Genomic DNA, 19,000 nt, shown 5'->3' with positions numbered 1-19,000 from the left:
CGCTTCTGGCACGGCCCCGATACGAATGTAAAGTGCGGACGGGCTATTCGCCGATACCGGCCAGAAGCTGGTCCATCATGCGCGATGGCTCATCGCAGCCCGCCTCGCCCACAATGCGCGCAGGTACGCCGGCAACGGTCTTGTTGTTGGGTACCGATTTCAGCACGACCGAGCCCGCAGCCACCTTGGTGCAGTGGCCGATCTCGATATTGCCGAGGATCTTTGCGCCGGAACCGATCAACACGCCGTCGCGAATCTTCGGGTGCCTGTCGCCCGCTGTCTTGCCTGTGCCGCCGAGCGTGACGTTCTGAAGGATCGACACGTTGTCGCCGACCGTCGCCGTTTCGCCGACCACCAGGCCGGTCGCATGGTCGATGAAAATGCCCTTGCCGATCCTGGCGGCCGGGTTGATGTCAGTCTGGAACACGCTGGAGGAACGGCTTTGCAGATAGAGCGCAAAGTCCCTGCGGCCATTGTTCCACATCCAGTGCGCCAGGCGGTGGGTCTGCAATGCGTGGAAGCCCTTGAAATAAAGCACCGGCATCATGAAGCGGTCGCATGCGGGATCGCGATCGTAGACCGCCTGAATGTCGACACGCACGACCGAGCTCCATTCCGGCTCGTCGGCAAGCATAGCCTGGAACGCCTGCCGTATCAGATCGGCGTTCATGTCCGAATGGTCGAGCCGCTCGGAGATGCGGTGGATGACGGCGTCTTCAAGCGAATTCTGATTGAGGATCGCCGAATACAGGAACGCCGCGAGAATGGGGTCGTTCTCGATGGCGTCCTGCGCTTCATCGCGGATCGAACGCCAGATCGGATCGACAGGCTGGACGCGGTCCGACCTTGCTGCGCTTTGGGGGCTCATCTCATTCTCCTGTTCGATGCGCGCAATCAGCATCCCGCAGACGGCGGGGATCGTTGTGGCGCAGCATAATTGATCGACATATAGAGATGAACCGTATTTTCCTTAACGGCGATCAAACGGAATTGAACATGCCCGATACCGGGGCCGCGCAAGACGGCAGCATCAAACTTGAGATAGCGAACCATGTTGCCAGGGTCACAATCGACCGGCCCGACAAACGCAACGCACTCAGCCAAACGATGTGGCGCGGCCTTACTGAGCGCATGGAGCGGGCATGCTCCGATCCTGGCGTTCGTGTGGTTCTGATCGGCGGCACCGGCGAGGATTTCTGCGCCGGAGCCGACATCGGCGAGTTCGATACTGTCCGGCGCGATACCGAAACCGCGCGCGCCTACGAAAACGCAAACTCCGAAGCTTTCGCGGCAATCCGGAATTCGCCCATCCCTACCGTGGCCGCGATCAGCGGCATCTGTTTCGGCGGCGGGTTCGGCATAGCGGCAGCCTGCGACATAAGGCTGGCAAGCAACGATGCGCACTTTTCGGTGCCGGCGGCGCGGCTCGGGCTTGCCTATCCGCATGACGCGATGGCCGACATCGTCCACGCCTGCGGACCGCAATTCGCGAAATACCTTACCTTCAGCGCTACGCGCCTGTCTGCAGCCGAAGCCTTGCGGATCGGGTTTCTGGCCGAAATTCTGCCCGCCAACGCCGTAGACGCGAGGGCCGCGGAGATAGCCGAGACCATCGCTCGTGCAGCTCCGCTATCGGTCAAAGCGTCAAAAGCCGCGATCCGCGCGGTGCTCAGCGGCAACCCGTCTGACGCAGAAGACGCTCAGGCGCTTGGCGCCGCGACATTCGACAGCGCCGACTATGAAGAAGGCCGGCTTGCCTTCAGGCAGCGCAGAGAACCGCGATTTCAAGGCAGGTAGATTAACGCCGCGCTAACCAACCCAGCAATTGAACCGACGCATTATGCAATCATTGGTCGTTATTTCGGAAGCTAGAGGCCTGCAACCGAGATCGACCAATGTACAGCGTCCTAAATTGCATCATCTACCAGCATGACTACCGCTATCTCGCTCTGGCGGTATCCGTCTGCGTTCTGGGCTCCTTTATCGCAACCCGTCTCTTCGGGCGGGTCAGCCGAACCATCGGCCATCACCGCATCTTGTGGATGTTCCTGTCGTCGCTGGTCGCCGGCTCGGTGGTCTGGACGACGCATTTCCTGGCGATGCTCGGTTATTCGCCCGGCATCGAGCATGCCTATGAGCCGATGGGCACCCTGGTTTCGCTGCTTCTTGCCATGGGTTTTGCGTTTTCGGGACAGGCAATTGCAGCAGGCACGCGCGGCCCGGGAATCGAAATCGGCGGTGCCCTCTTCGGGCTTGGGATCGCTGTCATGCACTTTACCGGCATGATGGCATTTCGCGTTGCCGGCACGGTGACCTTCGACCCAACGCTCGCGGTCGCATCGGTCATATTCGGCTGTTTCTTCGGCGCGCTGACATTCAACCGTCTCGCACGCCCGGTAACCCGTTTCTGCAAATATGGCAGCTCGGTCGCACTCATTCTCGGAATTGCGACCATGCATTTCACCGCCATGGGATCGGTTATCGTCACACCGAATTCCACAGTCGCGGTACCGGAGGGTATGGTTTCCAGCTCCATGCTCGTGGTCGCGGTGGTTACGGTGATCGTGCTGATCCTGATGACGGCCGTGTCGAGCTATCTGATCGATCTGCAGCGCGACGAAGAGTCGGTGCAGACACTGCGCCGCATGGCGTTGCATGACGCCGTCACCGGCCTGCCCAACAGGCCGCATCTCGCCGGCAGGCTGCAGGCGCTGATTTCGGACGCGTCGAAGGGATCGCAGACGATCGCGATCGCGGCTATCGACCTCGACCGGTTCAAGGATGTCAACGATGTGCATGGGCACGCCGCCGGCGATGCGGTCCTGCGTGAGGTCGCAGAGCGGCTTTCGGAAAATTTGCCCTCCAACGCATTCGTTGCGCGTGTTGGCGGCGATGAGTTCGTTGCCGTATGCGACGCAATCTATTCGCGGGAAGAAGCAAAGCAATTCGCCGAGCATATCTACGACGAAATCAATAAACCGATCCCGCACGAAGGTCGCATCCTGACCGTCGGCGCCAGCATCGGCGTCAGCCTTTTCCCTCAAGACGGTCTTGTGCCCGACGCACTGACCGGACGTGCGGACCTGGCAATGTACCGGGCCAAACAGTCGGCATCGGACAAGGTTTGTTTCTATGAAGCATCAATGGATGAATCGAACCGCGAGAAAAGCGCCCTCGCGCTGGAGCTGCGCCACGCCGTCGAGAGGGGCGAGCTGGAGCTCCACTACCAGCCGCAGGTGGATGTCGCGGCGCGCGGGATCGTCGGCTTCGAGGCGCTCGTGCGCTGGAACCACAGCGAGCGCGGGCTGGTCGGCCCGAACGACTTCATCGGCATCGCAGAAGAAACAGGGCTTATCGTACCCATTGGCGAATGGGTGTTGAGGGAAGCGTGCCGGGAAGCGGCTAGCTGGCCAAAATCGTACAAGGTGGCTGTGAACGTCGCCTCGGCGCAGATACTGCAATCGAACCTGCCACAGATCGTCCACGAGATCCTTCTCGAAACCGGTCTTTCACCCACACGGCTGGAACTCGAAATCACCGAATCCAGCATCATCAACGACCAGCAGGTTGCGCTACACATCATCCGCCAGCTGAAGTCGATGGGCGTGAAGATCGCTATGGACGATTATGGCCAGGGCTATTCGTCCCTCTCCACCTTGCGGGCGTTCCCGTTCGACAAAATCAAGATCGACAAGTCTTTCATCAGCGATCTCGGCACCAGCGAACAGGCGAGCGCCATTGTCCGGTCGACGATCATTCTGGCCGACAGCCTCAATATTCCCGTACTTGCGGAAGGCGTGGAGAAGGAAGCTCACCTTGCATTCCTTTCCGAGCAGGGCTGCGACGAGGCCCAGGGATATCTGTTCAGCCGCCCGCTCAAGGTCGAGGACGTTCACCGGGTATTCGACGCGGCTGCAAAGACCGCGGGCGGTGATCGGACGGATGCCAATCAACCCAAACCGTCCTTCCCTGCGGCGCGGCGCAACACGAAATCCGTCAAGGCAACAGCCGTACAGACCAAAATTCGCAACATTGCCTGACACCGCACTGTCAGGAGCCCCGCGGCGCGCACATTGAAATCCCCGCAGGATTCGGGTGGAAATCCGATATCCGAATCCTTCAGGGATCGCTCATGCGCATGATCTCAAATGCGGACGCACGGCGTCTGTTCATTTCCAGACAGGGGCTTTGCCGAGATCCCGGCCGCATGCTCGGCAAGGACGGGCTGGCGGACGCCATCACCGGCCTGGGCTACGTACAGGTCGACAGCATCCAGGTCGTCGAACGTGCGCATCACCATATCCTGTTCTCGCGCAGCCAGACCTACCGCAAGAGCCATCTCTCCGCGCTGATCGAGAAAGACCGGCTCCTGTTTGAAAACTGGACGCATGACGCCTCGATCATCCCGTCGGCGTTTTTCCCCTATTGGCGGCATCGCTTCGAAAAGCAGAAGGCGCGGTTGCGCGAACGCTGGAGAGGCCATTTCAACAATGAAGGTTTCGACCGCGACATAGACGCCGTGCGCGAACGTGTGGCGGTGAAGGGACCGGCGATGGCGCGCGATTTCGAAGGCGACAAGCCCAACACCGGCTGGTGGGACTGGCATCCGGCCAAGGCGGCGCTCGAATATCTCTGGCAGACGGGCGAACTGGCGATCACCCGCCGCGAAGGCTTTCAGAAAGTCTATGACCTTTCCGAACGGGTGATACCGGCCGAACACTGGACAAGGCGGGTAGACCACGACGAATTCGTCGACTGGGCGTGCCGCGACGCCCTTAAGCGGCTCGGCATGGCCAGCCGCGGCGAAATCGCCGCGTTTTGGGACTTGCTGTCTCCGGCAGATGTCGAGGAATGGATCAGAGCCCACAAAAGCGAGCTGATCCCGGTCAAGGCCGAGACGATGGCCGGCGGGCGGCCTGCACCGAGTTTTATCCTGGCCGAGCACGAGAACGTTCTCGACAGCATTCCAGAACCGCCCAGCCGCGTTCGTATCCTCAGCCCGTTCGACCCGCTGCTCAGAAACCGCAACCGGACCGAGCGGCTGTTCGGCTTTTTCTACCGGATCGAGATTTTCGTGCCGGAAGCCAAGCGGCGCTATGGCTATTATGTTTTTCCCGTCATGCGCGGCGACCGCATTGTCGGCCGTATCGACATGAAGGCAAACCGCGATCAGGACGTGCTTGCCGTCAGGGCGTTCTGGAAGGAACCCGGCGTGCGCGCCTCAAATGCGCTGCGCAACGACATCGAGGCGGAGCTCGAACGGATGCGGCGCTTCTCAGGCGTCAGTCAGGTCAGCTTCGAACCGGGCTGGTTCTGCGCCGACCACCCGGACGACTAGGCGGCTGCGCGCCCGGTCAGAAACTCGAGCACAGCTTCGGAGAACACGTCATTGCGGTCCCCGGCGACCATATGCCCGGCGCCGCTGACGTCGACATAGGAGGCTGCCTGCGCGAGGTCGACGAACTCGCGCGCTTCTTCTTCGCCAACCAGCTCGGACTGCATGCCGCGCACCAGCAGCGATGGGATGACCAGCTTGGGCAAATTGTCGAGCAACTGTGCCATGAACTCGGCTACCCCCAGATTGATGTTGCGCTCGCCGCGCACAAACTCGGGGTCCCAATGCCAGCGGTAGCGGCCGTCCTCGCCGTGCCGCAGATTCTTGCGCAGGCCTTCCAGCGACGAAGGACGCTTGCGGTGCGGAAGATAGGCGGCAATGGCATCCGCCGCGTCTTCGAGCGTTGCGAAGCCTTCATCCATGTTCTCGCCCATGAAGCCCTGGATCTTGGCCACGCCCTCCGGGTTCATGCGCGGCGTGATGTCCACCAGAACGAGCGTTTCGAGCAACGGCCCGAGACGAAGTTCCGCAGCCAGTGACGAAAGCCCGCCCAAAGACGCGCCGACATTGGACGGGCGCGCGTGGAATTTCGCTTCCACCTGCCTAACAACTGCCGCGACATCCCCGGCATAGTCCATGAAGGTGTAATTGCCGCTCTCGACCCACGCGCTCTCGCCATGGCCTCGCAGATCGACGGTGATGGCGCGCATGCCATTGACGGCAACCTGACGGGCAGTCTTGTCCCAGGCACGGCGCGTTTGGCCGCCGCCATGCAGAAAGATTACCGGATGACCACCGCCATCCCAGAGATCGGCGCGGAGTGCGTTTCCCTCCGCACCCTGGAATGTCAGTGTCTGTCTTGATATCAAAGGGGATGCTCCATCAGGAATTGGAGAACGCGGGCCTTGAAGCTGCGGTCGCCGACCGACTGCATATGATCGCGGCCCTCGATGGCAAACGCCGTGGCGTTCGGCATGAGATCGGCCAGCGGCCCGGGCTCACCGGCGATGTCGTCGGTTGTGCCGACCGCAACGAGCGCCGGCTGTGCGATTTCGGCAATCCTGTCCGGGGCAATGAGCTGGCGCGATGATTCAATGCATGCAGCGAGCGCCCGGCGGTCGCTGCGGGTCTGATCGGCAAATGCCCTAAACATCTGCGCCCGCGGATGAGTGATCGTGGCCGGGTCGGTCGCCAGAAGCGCATCGGCGATTTGATCCCAGTCGCCAAGCCCCTTCACCATGCCGATGCCCAGGCCGCCGAAAATCACCGTGGCCACATGCTTCGGATGTTCCAGTGCCATGAACGCCGCAACGCGGGCGCCCATCGAATATCCCATGACGTGCGCGCGGGGAATTTCGAGATGGTCGAGCAGCGCAGCTGCATCGGCGGCCATGCGGCTTGGCGTGTAGTCCCTGGTCTCATAGCTGAGCGACGACTGACCGTGGCCGCGGTGATCGAACGCGATCACGCGGTAGCCTGCTTCCGTCAGTGTCTTGAACCAGCCGGGATTGACCCAGTTTACGAAAGAACTCGATCCGAAGCCGTGCAGGAGAAGAACCGGATCACCCTCTCCCTTCTGCTGATATGCGAGATCGAACCCCTCATTGGAAAACGATTCCATTCCGAAGTAACGCTCCCGCAGATGACGGTTATCTGGCCTCTGCGATAGCGTCGATTATCGGGTGGTGCAACCTGTCGCCCGGCGCAACGCCGAGCCCTGCGGCGGTGCCCTGGTGTACTTCGAGCACAAAACGCACCGGACCGGCGGCGGCGATGGGCGCCTCCGAGAACGGTTCGCCCTGCCCGACCGTGCTCACTTTCCCGTCCTCACCGATAAAGATGAGGTCGAGCGGCAGGGGTGTGTTCTTCATCCAGAATGCCACACGCCGCGTGTTTTCGAATACGAACAGCATGCCGCGCGTTTCCGGCAGATTCTGGCGATACATGAGCCCGCGCGCACGTTCCGAACCCTCGTCCGCAATCTCCACCGAGAAGCTGCGTGGGCCCGACTGCGTTTCGATGATCAGCGGTGCGGGATCGACCGGCAGCAGCATAGGCTGCCCGCCCTGCGCCAAGGCGAGCGTTCCGTACAGCGACGCCGCCAGAAGCAGAGTGGACGGTAATATTGCGAGGTAGGCCGCGAGCCGGCGCATGGGGCTCTCCCTGAGTTCCGGCCGCGTCAGTGCGAAACCGGCAGGGTTCCCATATCCGGATAAATTTCGGCGGCCATAAGGCCTTTTTCGCCGCGGCCGAAGCGCACCAGGACGACCTGGCCCGGCCGCAGTTCAGTCACGCCATAGCGGCGCAGCGTTTCCATATGGACGAAGATGTCTTCCGTCCCCTCGCCCATGGTCAGGAACCCGAAACCCTTGGTGCGGTTGAACCACTTCACCAGCGCACGCTCCAGGCCGCTTTCGGGCGTCACCGAAACATGCGTGCGGTCGGGCGACTGTTCCGCCGGATGCACGGCAGTCGAGGCATCCATGGACAGAACCTTGAAGGCCTGCAAACCGCGCTCACCCTGACGGGCAAGGCAAGCAACGCGCGCGCCCTCGAGTGCTGTCTGGAAACCGTCGCGGCGCAGACAGGTCACGTGCAGCAGCACGTCTCCATGCGATTTGTCGTCTGGCAGAATGAAGCCGTAGCCCTTGGCCACGTCGAACCATTTGATGGCGCCGGCAACCTCGATCAGGGCTTCCTGATCGGCCCGCTCCTCGTTTGCGAGTACCGGTTGATTAGCCTCGCTCCGCCTTTCCGACAAGGACTTGTCCCCCATCCGAACGCACCCTTCCCGCTTCCGCAATACCCGCAGGCGCAACTGATTCTGAGAAGCAGGATAACACTTTCAAATCGACTGTTAGCAAGGGCTAGGCCGATTTTTTCAACATCTCCATGACAAGCCGGTGCTTTCCTTGTGCTTTAAGCGACCATGGTTGCGCTTCGCGCCGGTTGCGGATGACACCGGCTGCGTCCTAAACAGGCCACGAGCTGAAAACGGAGGCACCAAATGCGCTATCTGCACACCATGGTCAGGGTGACCGATATCGATAAGTCGCTCGACTTCTACTGCAACAAGATGGGTATGGTCGAAACCCGCCGGATCGAGAATGAAGCAGGCCGCTTCACGCTCATCTTCCTCGCGGCATCACAGGATGTCGAGGCCGGCAAGGCGTCGGCCGCGCCGCTGCTGGAACTTACCCATAACTGGGATCCCGAGGAATATTCGGGCGGCCGCAATTTCGGCCACCTCGCTTACGAGGTCGACGACATCTACGCTACCTGTCAGAAGCTGATGGATGCCGGAGTGACGATCAACCGGCCGCCGCGCGACGGGCGCATGGCATTCGTGCGCTCGCCCGACAACATCTCTTTCGAACTGCTGCAAAAGGGCGGCGCGAAAGAGAAGGCCGAACCCTGGGCCTCAATGGAGAACACCGGCAGCTGGTAATGGAAATACGGCACAGCGGAAGCGCGCCGGGGATTGCTTGCCAGCCACGGCAATCGTGGTAACAAAACCGATGGCTATCGCAGCCGCGTGGGGGAACCGCCGATGAAGGAAGTGCTTGCCGAACTTGAACGCCGGCGTGAAATCGCCCGGGCCGGCGGCGGCCAGGCGCGCATCGAGGCGCAGCATAAGCGCGGCAAGCTGACGGCGCGCGAGCGTATTTCCGTCTTCCTCGACGAAGGCAGTTTCGAGGAATTCGACATGTTCGTGGAGCATCGCTCCACCGATTTCGGCATGGAGAAAACCAAGATCGCAGGCGATGGCGTTGTCACCGGCTGGGGTACGGTGAACGGTCGGCCGGTGTTCGTGTTCGCCAAGGATTTCACGGTGTTCGGCGGCTCGCTTTCCGAAGCACAGGCCGAAAAGGTCGTGAAGGTGCAGGAGATGGCGCTGAAGAACCGGGCGCCGATCATCGGGCTTTACGATGCCGGCGGCGCACGCATCCAGGAAGGCGTGGCGGCGCTTGGCGGTTACGCGGAGATCTTCCAGCGCAATGTGCTGGCGTCAGGGGTCATCCCGCAGATCTCGGTGATCATGGGGCCGTGTGCGGGCGGCGACGTCTATTCGCCGGCCATGACCGACTTCATCTTCATGGTGCGCGACACGTCCTACATGTTTGTCACCGGCCCGGACGTGGTGAAGACCGTGACCAACGAGACGGTGACGGCCGAGCAGCTCGGTGGCGCCAGCGTGCACACCACAAAGTCGTCCATCGCCGACGGCGCTTATGACAACGATGTCGAGGCGCTTTTGCAGATGCGGAGGCTGGTCGACTTCCTGCCGCTTTCCAACACGTCCGACCTGCCGGAGATCGACTGCCGCCAGTCGGCGGCCGGCGACGACCTGTCGCTCGACACGCTGGTGCCGGACAACGCCAACAAACCCTACGACATTCGCGAGCTGATCCTGAAGACGGTGGACGAAGCCGATTTCTTCGAAATCCAGCCGTCATTTGCCAAGAACATCGTGACCGGGTTCGGGCGCGTCGAAGGACGCACCGTCGGCATCGTGGCCAACCAGCCGATGGTGCTTGCCGGCGTGCTTGATAGCGACGCCAGCCGCAAGGCAGCGCGCTTCGTGCGCTTTTGCGACTGTTTTTCCATTCCGATCGTCACCTTCGTCGACGTACCGGGCTTCCTGCCGGGCACCAGCCAGGAATATGGCGGCCTCATAAAACATGGTGCGAAGCTGCTCTTCGCCTATGCGGAGGCGACCGTGCCGAAGATCACCATCATCACACGCAAGGCGTTTGGCGGCGCTTACGACGTGATGGCGTCGAAGCATCTGCGCGGCGATCTGAATTATGCCTGGCCGAGTGCGCAGATCGCAGTGATGGGCGCCAAGGGCGCAGTCGAGATCATCTACCGCAAAGATATCAGCGACCCCGAGAAGATCGCCAAACACACAAAAGAATATGAGGACCGCTTCCTGTCACCCTTCGTGGCGGCCGAGCGCGGCTATATCGACGAGGTGATCATGCCGCACGCCACGCGCCGTCGCGTGGCGCGCGGGCTCAGGCTCCTTCGCAATAAGGAGCTGACCAACCCGTGGAAGAAGCACGACAACATTCCGCTGTAGGCTCGGGCGTAAGTGCTGTTCAGAACGAGCGCGGCGGGACGAAAAGGCAGATGGTCGCTCCGTCTTCCCTGCCGCCCCTCGAGCACCAGTGAAACTCGCCGTCCGGCGACGGTTTCACCTTGCGGTCGGTCATCGGGATGAGCTCGCCGGTGCTGGCGATGACATACCCCTCCGGTCCCTCCTTGATCTGGGTGTAGGGGACCTCACGGCAGTCATAACCCGAACAGCAGGAAATGGGATAAGACCAGCCCTGCGGCATCGCGCTCGTAGGCTTTGCGTCATGAGCAGCAGCTGGAAACACGGCGAAGAGCGCTGAAAGCACCATCGCGCCTTTCAAGCTGGCGCGTGGCTTGGGGGTGCCCGGCAAGAACATGGCAGTTCTCCTTGGGTCTCCTCCCAAAGAGATGCTGCGCCGCGATGGTTAACGAACGGTTAATACGCTCACCCCGGCTCGCGATCGAGCATGTCCTTCACGGTCGTCGCCAGCTGTTTCAGAGAGAACGGCTTCGGCAGGAAGCCGAATTTCGCATCGGCCGGCAAGCTCTTGGCGAAGGCATCCTCGGCGTAACCCGACACAAAGATGAAACGGATATCCGGCTGCAGCTTTCTGAGCTCGGTCAGCAGCGTCGGGCCGTCCATCTCGGGCATGACGACGTCGGAGACGACGATATCGACCTTGCCTTCGAGCTCGTTGAAGACCTCGAGCGCCTCGACACCGGACGATGCCTCATGGACGGTGTAACCGCGTGAGGCGAGCGCGCGCACATTGCCCATGCGCACGGCGTCCTCGTCTTCGACCAGAAGCACGGTGGCCGAACCTGACAGATCCTTCTGGGCATCGGAGACCGGCTTTTTCTCGGCGGCTGCGGCATCGCTCGCCGGCGCTTCAGCGGCTTGGGCCGTTGCCTCGACCTCATGGCGGGGCAGGAAGATGCGGAAGACCGTGCCGCTGCCCAGTTCGGAATCGCAGAAGATGAAACCGCCGGTCTGTTTGATGATGCCGTAGACCATGGACAGGCCGAGGCCGGTGCCCTTGCCGACTTCCTTGGTGGTGAAGAACGGCTCGAACACCTTGCGGATGACTTCCGGGTCGATACCGGTGCCGTTGTCCTCGACCTCGACCAGCACATAATCGGCCGGCGCCAGTTCGCGGTGCCCGAAGCCTTCGCATTCAGCCTGCTCGACGTTACGCGTGCGGACGGTGAGATTGCCACCCTCCGGCATCGCGTCGCGCGCATTGACGGCCAGGTTGACGATAACCTGCTCGAACTGGCCAATGTCGGCGCGCACCGGCCACAGATCGCGGCCATGCTCGACGTTGAGGTTGACGTCGTTGCCGACAAGCCGGGCAAGCAGCATGCGCAGGTCGGCCAGCACGTCGGTGAGGTTCAATACTTCCGGCCGCATCGTCTGGCGGCGCGAGAATGCCAGCAGCTGCCGAACCAGCGAGGCCGCACGGTTGGCGTTCTGCTTGATGTTCATGATGTCCTGGAAGGACGGGTCGGAGGGCCGGTGATTTGTCAGCAGCAGATCCGAAGCCATGATGATGGCGGTGAGCACGTTGTTGAAGTCATGCGCGATGCCGCCCGCCAGCTGACCGACAGCCTGCATCTTCTGGCTTTGCGCCATCTGGGCCTCAAGCGACTTCTGCTCGGTCGTCTCGACGGCATAGACGATGGCCGCCTCTTCGCCCTCGCCTGCCTCATCGGCAATCGCGTTGACGTAAAAGCGCATATGGCGCTCGTCATTGTCGGGGAACACGGTGTCGATCGGCGCGATGTTGGCCTGGCGCTGCCGCGCCCGCTCGAGCGCGGCGTTGAAAGCCGCCCTGTCGCGCTCGTGAATGACACCTTCCAGTTTCACGCCGCGGTCGACGGCATGCTGGTCGACCACGCTCGCGAACAGCGAAAGGAATGGCGCATTGGTGCGCAGGATGCGCCCGTCGCCGTCAACACCGGCAATCGCCATCGGGGTCGAATTGAAGAAGCGCGTGAAACGGACTTCCGAACCGCGGTCTTCACCCGCTGTCTCGGTTCCATGGCTGCGGTTGAGCACGATGGTACGCGAGGGGCCGGCCACACCTTCGCGGTTGGCGATCACACGCTGCATGAAGCGGACCGGCAGCACCTCTCCCGCGCGCGTCGCAAGATCGAGATCAATGACCACGTCTCGCGAGGTGCCGGGATCGGCCTTTACCGCATGGATGAGCGCCATGCCGTCACCGGCGACGATCTCGGAGAGCCGCAGACTGCCGGGGGTGAAATTGGCCAGGTCGATCCCGAGCCACGCAGCGAGGGTGGCATTGAGATAGGTAATCCGGCCTTCCGGGTCGGCGGAAACAAACCCGGCCGGCGCATGGTCAAGATGGTCGATCGCTTTCTGCAGATCGAGGAAATACCGTTCCTGCTCGGCACGTTCGTCCGAGATATCGGCGATCTGCCAGGCGTTGAACGGCTGCCGGTGGCCCGGCAGCATGAATGCCCGTGCGCGGGCACGGTACCAGCGCGCGCCCTCCGGCACGCCCGGCCGGATCGATTTCGACAACCGGAACTCGCCCTCGGCCTGATGGCCGTCGCGCAACGCAGCTCCGAGCTTTACAAGTGTGCCCGCCGCCTCAGACTTGTCGATCAACACGCCTTCGACGGTCTTGATATCGGTGGCGGAGGTTGCCCCGGTCATCTCCGCATAAGCGGCATTGGCGTAGACGATGCGGCCCTTCTGGTCGGTGATCACCAGGCCCTGCGCCATGGAGTCCACGAATGCCTTGGCCAGTTCGTCGGCCGCGGATGTTGGCGCAATCTGGATAAAGCCAATGGCAGCCGCGAACAGGAAACCGGTGCCGATCATCGCCAGCACGCCGAGCAGCCCGAGGAGAAACTGATCCCCAAGCCAATCCCGGAAAAGCGCGAAAAACACCGCGGCTCCAAGCAGGACGATCGCGAATATGACCAGTCGCGTTACCGGCCCTATACGCGCTCCTTCATCGATGATCGGCACGGTTTGAAAATCGATACCCGGTTTCCTGGCCATGCGTTTTTTGTATCCGTACTTCGCCACAAGTCAGGACGCGGCGCGCCTCATCTGGCACCGGCATACATCACCGCCGTCGAACGCCGCAAGATGCACCGGGACAGTGGACGGGTTGGCTACCGGCGAACTTGCGGGTACCGCGCGGGCAAGATACGTTTTTGGCAAACGAGGCAACAGGGGATCAACAGATGCGTGCTTGGCTGGAAAGCGTTGCCGGACCGGAATACGCCTCGGCGATGATCTGGACGCTGGGAGCGCTGATTCTGCTCCTCGTGATCCTCATCATCGTGCGCGTGGTGCGCGGTCTGACGTTCGGAACATTCGTCGCCGGCGGGCGAAACCGCAAAACGCGGCTGGCCGTGATGGATGCGACAGCAGTCGACAGCCACCGCCGCCTGGTGCTGGTGCGCAGGGACGATGTCGAACATCTGGTGCTCATCGGCGGGCCGACAGACATCGTGGTCGAACAGAATATACGGCTGCAAACGGCGGCGCGCAGGCCAGCACCTGCGGAACCCAGGCATGTCGAAGAAATGCCGGTCAGGCAAACGCCCGAAAGTCACAGACCGCCTCAGGCAGCAGCCGAACCACCGCCGCAGCCCGCCCCTGCCGCGCCCAAACCGGCGCCTGCGCCGGCATCCCCCGCATCGCTGACTTCGCGGATTTCGTCTGTGCTGCGGCCGGCATCCGGTGCGGTTGCGGCCAGCGCGCATATACCGACGCCGGCATCGGCGCCAACGAATTCACCGGCGCAGTCAGCACCCAAGCCGCAGCAGCCGCCTGAGCCGGCGCAACCGCCCAAACCCGCTCCGGCTGCGGCAGGCGAAACAGGCAATCTCGACGACGCGCTTCTGAAAGAGCTCGAAGTGACCCTCGGAGACCGGCCGGCCAGAACTCAGCCGCCCGCACCGATGCCGGACAATTCGGCGAACCCCGAAAAGGTCGAGAACGAAATGTCCCGGCTGCTCGGGGAGCTTTCCAGCCAGCGCGAAAAATCGGGGCAATAAAAAAGCCCGGCATCAGCCGGGCTCTTTATCGGAAACAGGCGGACATCAATCGTCCCGATAGACCTTTTCGCGCCGTTCATGACGCTCCTGCGCTTCCAGCGAAAGCGTTGCGATCGGCCGGGCATCCAGCCGCTTCAGAGAAATCGGCTCGCCGGTTTCCTCACAGAAGCCATACGTCCCGTCCTCAATACGCTGCAGGGCGGCATCGATCTTGGCAATCAGCTTGCGCTGCCGGTCACGGGCGCGCAACTCAATCGCGCGGTCGGTCTCCGACGAGGCCCGATCCGCCAGATCGGGGTGGTTGGCGTTTTCCTGCTGCAGTATCTCAAGCGTTTCGCGCGCTTCGCGCAAAATATCGTTTTTCCAGTCCACGAGCTTGGCTCGGAAATATGCTCGCTGCCGTTCGTTCATGAACGGCTCCTTCTCCGAGGGCACGTAGTCATTGTCAACGAGTTCACTCATTCGACTCACCCCACTGGACGACCCGGCGCCTATATATTCGGAGGCCGGTAGGGGTACAAGCGTAAAGGCGTACCGCCTCACGGTTTTGTTAATACGTTGAACGCATGCCTCAATTCTGTGCAAGAATGCGCGCGAGGAACTATAGATTGTGCGAACTATTTCAACATATTACACAAGCCTGCCAATCCAGAACACCCGCCGAACCAGGGCAATTGCAGCGTGACACCGCAACGACACGTTGCGCAGGCCGGTTGCTTCGCCTAGACCCTTGCAGTTCATTTGCCGGCCCTGCCTGAACGGAACCCGACCATGAGCCGATTGCTGCTTTTGCGCCATGCCAAGGCCGTCTGGGCGTCCCCCGGCGAAACGGATTTCGACAGGGCGCTGAAGGCATCCGGCGTAGCAGATTCAAGATCGATCGGAGAACAGATCGTCGAGGCCGGCCTCGTCCCCGACATCGTGCTTTGTTCGACCGCCCGCAGGGCGCGCGAGACCTGGCTGGGCGTGGCGGACGTGCTCGGCGGGCTGGAAGACCGGGTAACGTATCTCAACGAGCTCTATTCCTCGGACGCGTCCGGTTACCTTGAGATCGCGCGCGCCGCACCCGCGGCAGAACGCATCATGCTGGTGGGTCACAATCCAATGATGGAAGACCTGGCGGAGACCCTGTCCGGCGAAGGTGAGGAGGCTGCTTTGTCGGTCCTGGCCTCGGGATTCCCGAAATCGGGCCTGGCGGTCATCGCCTTCGATGGGCCGTTATCATCGGCAACGCCCGGCAAGGGCCGGCTTGAGGCCTTTCTGACCAAACGGCGCGCTTAACGCCGATTTTGAAAGTCGCGCCCGGCGCGCTTATATCGCAGTCAGATCAACCGGGTGACGCGATTGCCAGCACTGACATCCCTGACAGACGAAGCCCGCATCGCGTTAGACACGGTAACGGGGCGCGCAGCCAATCTGTTTTCGCCGTCGCTCCGGCTTGGCGTCAGCGGGCTGTCGCGCGCCGGCAAGACAGTTTTTATTTCCGCGCTGGTTCACAACCTCATGCATGGCGGGCGGCTGCCGCTGTTCGAAGCGCAAAAATCCGGCCGCATCGCGAAAGCTTACCTACAGCACCAGCCGGACGACGCGGTGCCCCGGTTTCAGTATGAGGACCACATCGCAGCGCTGGTGCAGGAGCGTGTGTGGCCTGCCTCCACACGCGCGATCTCCGAATTGCGGCTGACGATCGAGTATGAATCCGCCTCGGCATGGAACCGCATGTTCTCGGCCGGCCGACTGTCGCTCGACATTGTCGACTATCCGGGCGAGTGGCTGCTCGACCTTCCGCTTCTCGGAAAATCCTTCGATCAGTTCTCGCGCGAAGCCTTCGAGCTCGCCGAACTGCCGGTGCGTTCGGAACTTTCCGCAAAGTGGCGCGAACATACACGTTCAGTCGATCCAGACGCGCCTGCCGATGAGACGCTGGCGCGACGGCTTTTCGAAACCTTCGCGGACTATCTCCGCGCCTGCAAGCAGGACGAAAGAGCGCTTTCGACACTACCGCCGGGACGGTTTCTCATGCCGGGCGATCTGGAAGGTTCGCCGGCGCTGACCTTCGCTCCCCTGCCGTCCAGCGGACAACCCGCGAAACCCGGGTCGCTGCGCGCGGTGATGGCCAGACGCTACGAATCCTACAAGACACATGTCGTGAAGCCTTTCTTTCGCGAGCATATCACCAGACTTGACCGGCAGATCGTACTTGTCGACGCGATGCAGGCGATCAATGCCGGCACCGCCGCGGTCGCCGACCTGGAACGCGCGCTGACTGAAATCCTCGAATGTTTCCGTCCCGGGCGCGGAAACCCGTTCATCGATCTGTTTTCGCGCCGCATCGACCGTATTCTGGTGGCCGCCACCAAAGCCGACCACATTCACCATACAGAACACGACAAGCTGGAAGCGATCGTGCGCAGGCTTGCAGAACGCGCGATCGCCAGAGCCGGCTTCTCGGGAGCAGATGTGGAAGCTGTCGCCATGGCAGCCGTCCGCGCTACACGCGAAGGCACCGTGAAAAACGGCCGCGAAACGCTGCCGGTCATCATCGGCACGCCGATGGACGGCGAAACGATCGGCGACGAGACATTCGACGGCAAAACCGAAACAGCCGTATTCCCTGGCGATCTGCCCGACAAACCGTCGCAACTCTTCAAAGCCAATGGCGTGCATGGCGACCAGCACGAGACCGAGTTGAGATTTGTCAGGTTCAAGCCGCCCAAGGTGGAGGAATCTGCCGAAGGGCTGAAGTTGTCTCTGCCGCATATCCGCCTCGACAGGGCGCTGCAGTTCCTGCTTGGAGACAGGCTCGCATGACCCAGACCAGAAAACCGGCTTCGTTCAAGGTGGAGCCTGAACGTCCGGGTCAGGAAGCAGCAAAGACCAAACCCTCGACGCCGCGCAAACCTTATGCCGTGAAGGCCGAAAAGGCCGGTAACGTGGTGCCTGCTGCCGTCGACATCTTCGACGAACTCGACCCGGCCGAGCTCGAGCCACCGCCGCTGCCCGTACGGCGGCGCAGGTCGCGGCTCGGTACGATCTTCGCTACGGCATTCGGTCTCCTGGTCTCGGCGGCCATCGGACTTTGGGTCGACGGATTGATCCGCGACCTGTTCGCGCGCGCTGACTGGCTGGGCTGGGCAGCCGCCGGGCTGGCCGCCATAGCCGCGCTGGCTCTCTTTGCCATCGTTACGCGCGAGATCGTCGCCATCCGCAGACTGGCTTCCGTCGAAAACCTGCGTTCCCGTGCGGCAAAGGCGGAAGCGGCAGGTGGCGGGCGCGAAGCGCGGCGTCTGGTCGGCGACCTGTCGTCCTTTCTGGCCGCCAATCCGGGCACGGCCGCGGGCCGAAAATCGCTGGCCGAGCTGAAAGACGACGTGATCGACGGGCCGGACCTCATTCGTCTTGCCGAGACCGAGCTGCTTGAGCCGCTGGACCGGCAGGCGAGCACACTGATCGCGGACGCGGCCAAACGCGTGTCGATCGTCACCGCGGTCAGTCCGCGGGCGCTGTTCGATGTCGGTTATGTCGTGTTCGAGGCCGGAAGGCTCATTCGCCGCCTTTCGGAGCTCTACGGTGCCCGGCCGGGCACACTCGGTTTTGTCCGGCTCGGGCGCTCGGTCATCGCACACCTTGCCGTTACCGGATCGATCGCAGCCGGCGACAGTCTCGTACAGCAGCTGGTTGGACATGGGCTGGCAGCGCGCCTGTCGGCCAAACTCGGCGAAGGCGTCATTAACGGGATGATGACTGCGCGAATTGGTATCGCCGCAATGGAGACCGCCCGCCCCCTGCCCTTCAAGGCAGTGAAACGGCCAGGCATGAGCGAATTCGTTTCGACGCTGACGAAGTTTTCGGCCCGCGAAGGTGCAGAGCCCGGCAAGACCGCCCGCTGACTTGCGCAGCGACGCGCGCTGGCGCATCATCGCACTAGCGAAGCGTTAACCAATATTGTTCATTGTTCTTGCAGCTTTCGCGTCTGCCGTTGTCGGGTGTCCAATGATCATTCGTTCCCTTATGTCCGCCGTAGTCCCTCTGGTTGTCGGCGTTGTTGCCGTCGGTTCCGCTCAGAATGCGAACGCATCGGAGCGCGAGCGGCGTTTCTTCAGCTCAGTGGAAGGGCGCTGGTCCGGCCCCGGGGAAATCGTTGCCGGCAAATACAAGGGTACGAAATTCGTCTGCAACTTCACCGGCACGACGCCGGACGGCAAAGTCGGCATGGCGCTTGACGGCGGTTGCCGTGTGGGGCTGTTCACCCAGAAAATGTCGGCGGCGATCGAGAAATCCGGCCGCAGGGGTTATCGGGGCACGTTCATGGACGGTGCTGCCGGCAAAGGCCTCGATGTCGTCGGCGGCTCGGTGGCATCGAACCGCGTGGTCTTCAAACTCGCTCGCGCGTCGCTGGACGGTGCGATGCAGGCACGAATGGCCGACGAAGACACAATGAATGTGACGGTATCGGTGAAGGTCGAGGAGCAACTTGTTCCGGTTATCGGCATGAGCCTCAAGCGCCTTGACGGCGGGTCCGTGGGCGCGATCAACCAGTAATCC

Annotated in this window: 18 protein-coding genes; 10 read left to right on the top strand and 8 right to left on the bottom strand. The window is 62.0% G+C overall.

Going from position 1 to position 19,000, the window contains the following annotated elements:
* Positions 1-43 precede the first annotated feature (43 nt).
* Positions 44-868, bottom strand: a complete 825-nt coding sequence (gene cysE / locus EP165_RS17735; protein ID WP_127524180.1) for a serine O-acetyltransferase — start codon at positions 866-868, stop codon at positions 44-46.
* A 128-nt stretch (positions 869-996) separates the two neighbouring features.
* Here cysE and EP165_RS17730 point away from each other — a divergent pair, with 128 nt between their 5' ends.
* From EP165_RS17730 to EP165_RS17720, 3 genes are all read left to right on the top strand, one after another.
* Complete coding sequence (locus EP165_RS17730) at positions 997-1,797, top strand: enoyl-CoA hydratase-related protein (protein ID WP_127524179.1); 801 nt, start codon at positions 997-999, stop codon at positions 1,795-1,797.
* Between the two features lie 98 nt (positions 1,798-1,895).
* Positions 1,896-4,040 carry a putative bifunctional diguanylate cyclase/phosphodiesterase gene (locus EP165_RS17725; RefSeq protein WP_127524178.1) on the top strand — a complete coding sequence of 715 codons (2,145 nt, stop codon included), beginning with the start codon at positions 1,896-1,898 and terminating at the stop codon, positions 4,038-4,040.
* Positions 4,041-4,132: 92 nt separating this feature from the next.
* On the top strand, positions 4,133-5,338 hold the full coding sequence (locus EP165_RS17720) for a winged helix-turn-helix domain-containing protein (protein ID WP_127524177.1): 1,206 nt from the start codon (positions 4,133-4,135) through the stop codon (positions 5,336-5,338).
* Here EP165_RS17720 and EP165_RS17715 read toward each other — a convergent pair.
* Genes EP165_RS17715 through EP165_RS17700 form a run of 4 tightly spaced genes read right to left on the bottom strand, consistent with a single transcriptional unit; the run spans position 5,335 to position 8,111 of the window.
* The gene (locus EP165_RS17715; protein WP_127524176.1) at positions 5,335-6,204 is read right to left on the bottom strand and encodes an alpha/beta fold hydrolase; all 870 of its coding nucleotides are present in this window, start codon (positions 6,202-6,204) and stop codon (positions 5,335-5,337) included. The two genes, EP165_RS17720 and EP165_RS17715, sit on opposite strands and share 4 nt — an antisense overlap.
* Positions 6,201-6,956 carry an alpha/beta fold hydrolase gene (locus tag EP165_RS17710; protein WP_127524175.1) on the bottom strand — a complete coding sequence of 252 codons (756 nt, stop codon included), beginning with the start codon at positions 6,954-6,956 and terminating at the stop codon, positions 6,201-6,203. The genes EP165_RS17715 and EP165_RS17710 overlap by 4 nt, the downstream gene beginning before the upstream one ends.
* A 28-nt stretch (positions 6,957-6,984) precedes the next feature.
* On the bottom strand, positions 6,985-7,488 hold the full coding sequence (locus tag EP165_RS17705; protein ID WP_127524174.1) for a DUF192 domain-containing protein: 504 nt from the start codon (positions 7,486-7,488) through the stop codon (positions 6,985-6,987).
* Between the two features lie 26 nt (positions 7,489-7,514).
* On the bottom strand, positions 7,515-8,111 hold the full coding sequence (locus EP165_RS17700; protein ID WP_127524173.1) for a cold-shock protein: 597 nt from the start codon (positions 8,109-8,111) through the stop codon (positions 7,515-7,517).
* 231 nt (positions 8,112-8,342) lie between these two features.
* Here EP165_RS17700 and EP165_RS17695 point away from each other — a divergent pair, with 231 nt between their 5' ends.
* Together EP165_RS17695 and EP165_RS17690 are read left to right on the top strand one after the other, a co-directional pair.
* Positions 8,343-8,783: a VOC family protein gene (locus EP165_RS17695; RefSeq protein WP_127524172.1), complete on the top strand. Its 441-nt coding sequence runs from the start codon at positions 8,343-8,345 to the stop codon at positions 8,781-8,783.
* Positions 8,784-8,885: 102 nt separating this feature from the next.
* Entirely contained in the window at positions 8,886-10,418 is a 1,533-nt protein-coding gene (locus tag EP165_RS17690) for an acyl-CoA carboxylase subunit beta (protein WP_127524171.1), read from the top strand.
* Between the two features lie 19 nt (positions 10,419-10,437).
* Here EP165_RS17690 and EP165_RS17685 read toward each other — a convergent pair whose 3' ends face one another.
* Positions 10,438-10,791: a hypothetical protein gene (locus EP165_RS17685; RefSeq protein ID WP_164743084.1), complete on the bottom strand. Its 354-nt coding sequence runs from the start codon at positions 10,789-10,791 to the stop codon at positions 10,438-10,440.
* A gap of 68 nt (positions 10,792-10,859) precedes the next feature.
* On the bottom strand, positions 10,860-13,448 hold the full coding sequence (cckA, locus tag EP165_RS17680) for a cell cycle histidine kinase CckA (RefSeq protein WP_127524170.1): 2,589 nt from the start codon (positions 13,446-13,448) through the stop codon (positions 10,860-10,862).
* A 188-nt stretch (positions 13,449-13,636) separates the two neighbouring features.
* Here cckA and EP165_RS17675 point away from each other — a divergent pair, with 188 nt between their 5' ends.
* Positions 13,637-14,455: a flagellar biosynthetic protein FliO gene (locus EP165_RS17675; protein WP_127524169.1), complete on the top strand. Its 819-nt coding sequence runs from the start codon at positions 13,637-13,639 to the stop codon at positions 14,453-14,455.
* A 45-nt stretch (positions 14,456-14,500) separates the two neighbouring features.
* On the opposite strand, the gene dksA is transcribed toward EP165_RS17675, so the two are convergent.
* A complete protein-coding gene (gene dksA / locus EP165_RS17670; protein ID WP_127524168.1) occupies positions 14,501-14,917 on the bottom strand; it encodes an RNA polymerase-binding protein DksA in 417 nt (138 codons plus the stop codon).
* 309 nt (positions 14,918-15,226) lie between these two features.
* Here dksA and EP165_RS17665 point away from each other — a divergent pair, with 309 nt between their 5' ends.
* From EP165_RS17665 to EP165_RS17650, 4 genes are all read left to right on the top strand, one after another.
* Positions 15,227-15,736 carry a SixA phosphatase family protein gene (locus EP165_RS17665; RefSeq protein WP_127524167.1) on the top strand — a complete coding sequence of 170 codons (510 nt, stop codon included), beginning with the start codon at positions 15,227-15,229 and terminating at the stop codon, positions 15,734-15,736.
* Between the two features lie 63 nt (positions 15,737-15,799).
* A complete protein-coding gene (locus tag EP165_RS17660; RefSeq protein WP_127524166.1) occupies positions 15,800-17,266 on the top strand; it encodes a YcjX family GTP-binding protein in 1,467 nt (488 codons plus the stop codon).
* Positions 17,263-18,345 carry a YcjF family protein gene (locus tag EP165_RS17655; protein WP_127524165.1) on the top strand — a complete coding sequence of 361 codons (1,083 nt, stop codon included), beginning with the start codon at positions 17,263-17,265 and terminating at the stop codon, positions 18,343-18,345. Before EP165_RS17660 ends, EP165_RS17655 begins: the two co-directional genes overlap by 4 nt.
* 103 nt (positions 18,346-18,448) lie before the next feature.
* Positions 18,449-18,997 carry a hypothetical protein gene (locus EP165_RS17650; protein ID WP_127524164.1) on the top strand — a complete coding sequence of 183 codons (549 nt, stop codon included), beginning with the start codon at positions 18,449-18,451 and terminating at the stop codon, positions 18,995-18,997.
* Positions 18,998-19,000: the final 3 nt, after the last annotated feature.

The sequence above is a fragment of the Mesorhizobium sp. Z1-4 genome (assembly GCF_004000235.1).
Classification (GTDB): domain Bacteria; phylum Pseudomonadota; class Alphaproteobacteria; order Rhizobiales; family Rhizobiaceae; genus RCIO01.
Note: the sequence above shows the minus strand (reverse complement) of the source record. Positions and strands in the feature narration are given on the sequence as shown.

Bases quoted from the DNA above. Each gene is read 5' to 3' on its own strand.
- cysE (WP_127524180.1), bottom strand. From the start codon at position 868: ATGAGCCCCCAAAGCGCAGCAAGGTCGGACCGCGTCCAGCCTGTCGAT.
- EP165_RS17730 (WP_127524179.1), top strand. From the start codon at position 997: ATGCCCGATACCGGGGCCGCGCAAGACGGCAGCATCAAACTTGAGATA.
- EP165_RS17725 (WP_127524178.1), top strand. From the start codon at position 1,896: ATGTACAGCGTCCTAAATTGCATCATCTACCAGCATGACTACCGCTAT.
- EP165_RS17720 (WP_127524177.1), top strand. From the start codon at position 4,133: ATGCGCATGATCTCAAATGCGGACGCACGGCGTCTGTTCATTTCCAGA.
- EP165_RS17710 (WP_127524175.1), bottom strand. From the start codon at position 6,956: ATGGAATCGTTTTCCAATGAGGGGTTCGATCTCGCATATCAGCAGAAG.
- EP165_RS17705 (WP_127524174.1), bottom strand. From the start codon at position 7,488: ATGCGCCGGCTCGCGGCCTACCTCGCAATATTACCGTCCACTCTGCTT.
- EP165_RS17700 (WP_127524173.1), bottom strand. From the start codon at position 8,111: ATGGGGGACAAGTCCTTGTCGGAAAGGCGGAGCGAGGCTAATCAACCG.
- EP165_RS17695 (WP_127524172.1), top strand. From the start codon at position 8,343: ATGCGCTATCTGCACACCATGGTCAGGGTGACCGATATCGATAAGTCG.
- EP165_RS17690 (WP_127524171.1), top strand. From the start codon at position 8,886: ATGAAGGAAGTGCTTGCCGAACTTGAACGCCGGCGTGAAATCGCCCGG.
- EP165_RS17685 (WP_164743084.1), bottom strand. From the start codon at position 10,791: ATGTTCTTGCCGGGCACCCCCAAGCCACGCGCCAGCTTGAAAGGCGCG.
- cckA (WP_127524170.1), bottom strand. From the start codon at position 13,448: ATGGCCAGGAAACCGGGTATCGATTTTCAAACCGTGCCGATCATCGAT.
- EP165_RS17675 (WP_127524169.1), top strand. From the start codon at position 13,637: ATGCGTGCTTGGCTGGAAAGCGTTGCCGGACCGGAATACGCCTCGGCG.
- dksA (WP_127524168.1), bottom strand. From the start codon at position 14,917: ATGAGTGAACTCGTTGACAATGACTACGTGCCCTCGGAGAAGGAGCCG.
- EP165_RS17665 (WP_127524167.1), top strand. From the start codon at position 15,227: ATGAGCCGATTGCTGCTTTTGCGCCATGCCAAGGCCGTCTGGGCGTCC.
- EP165_RS17655 (WP_127524165.1), top strand. From the start codon at position 17,263: ATGACCCAGACCAGAAAACCGGCTTCGTTCAAGGTGGAGCCTGAACGT.
- EP165_RS17650 (WP_127524164.1), top strand. From the start codon at position 18,449: ATGATCATTCGTTCCCTTATGTCCGCCGTAGTCCCTCTGGTTGTCGGC.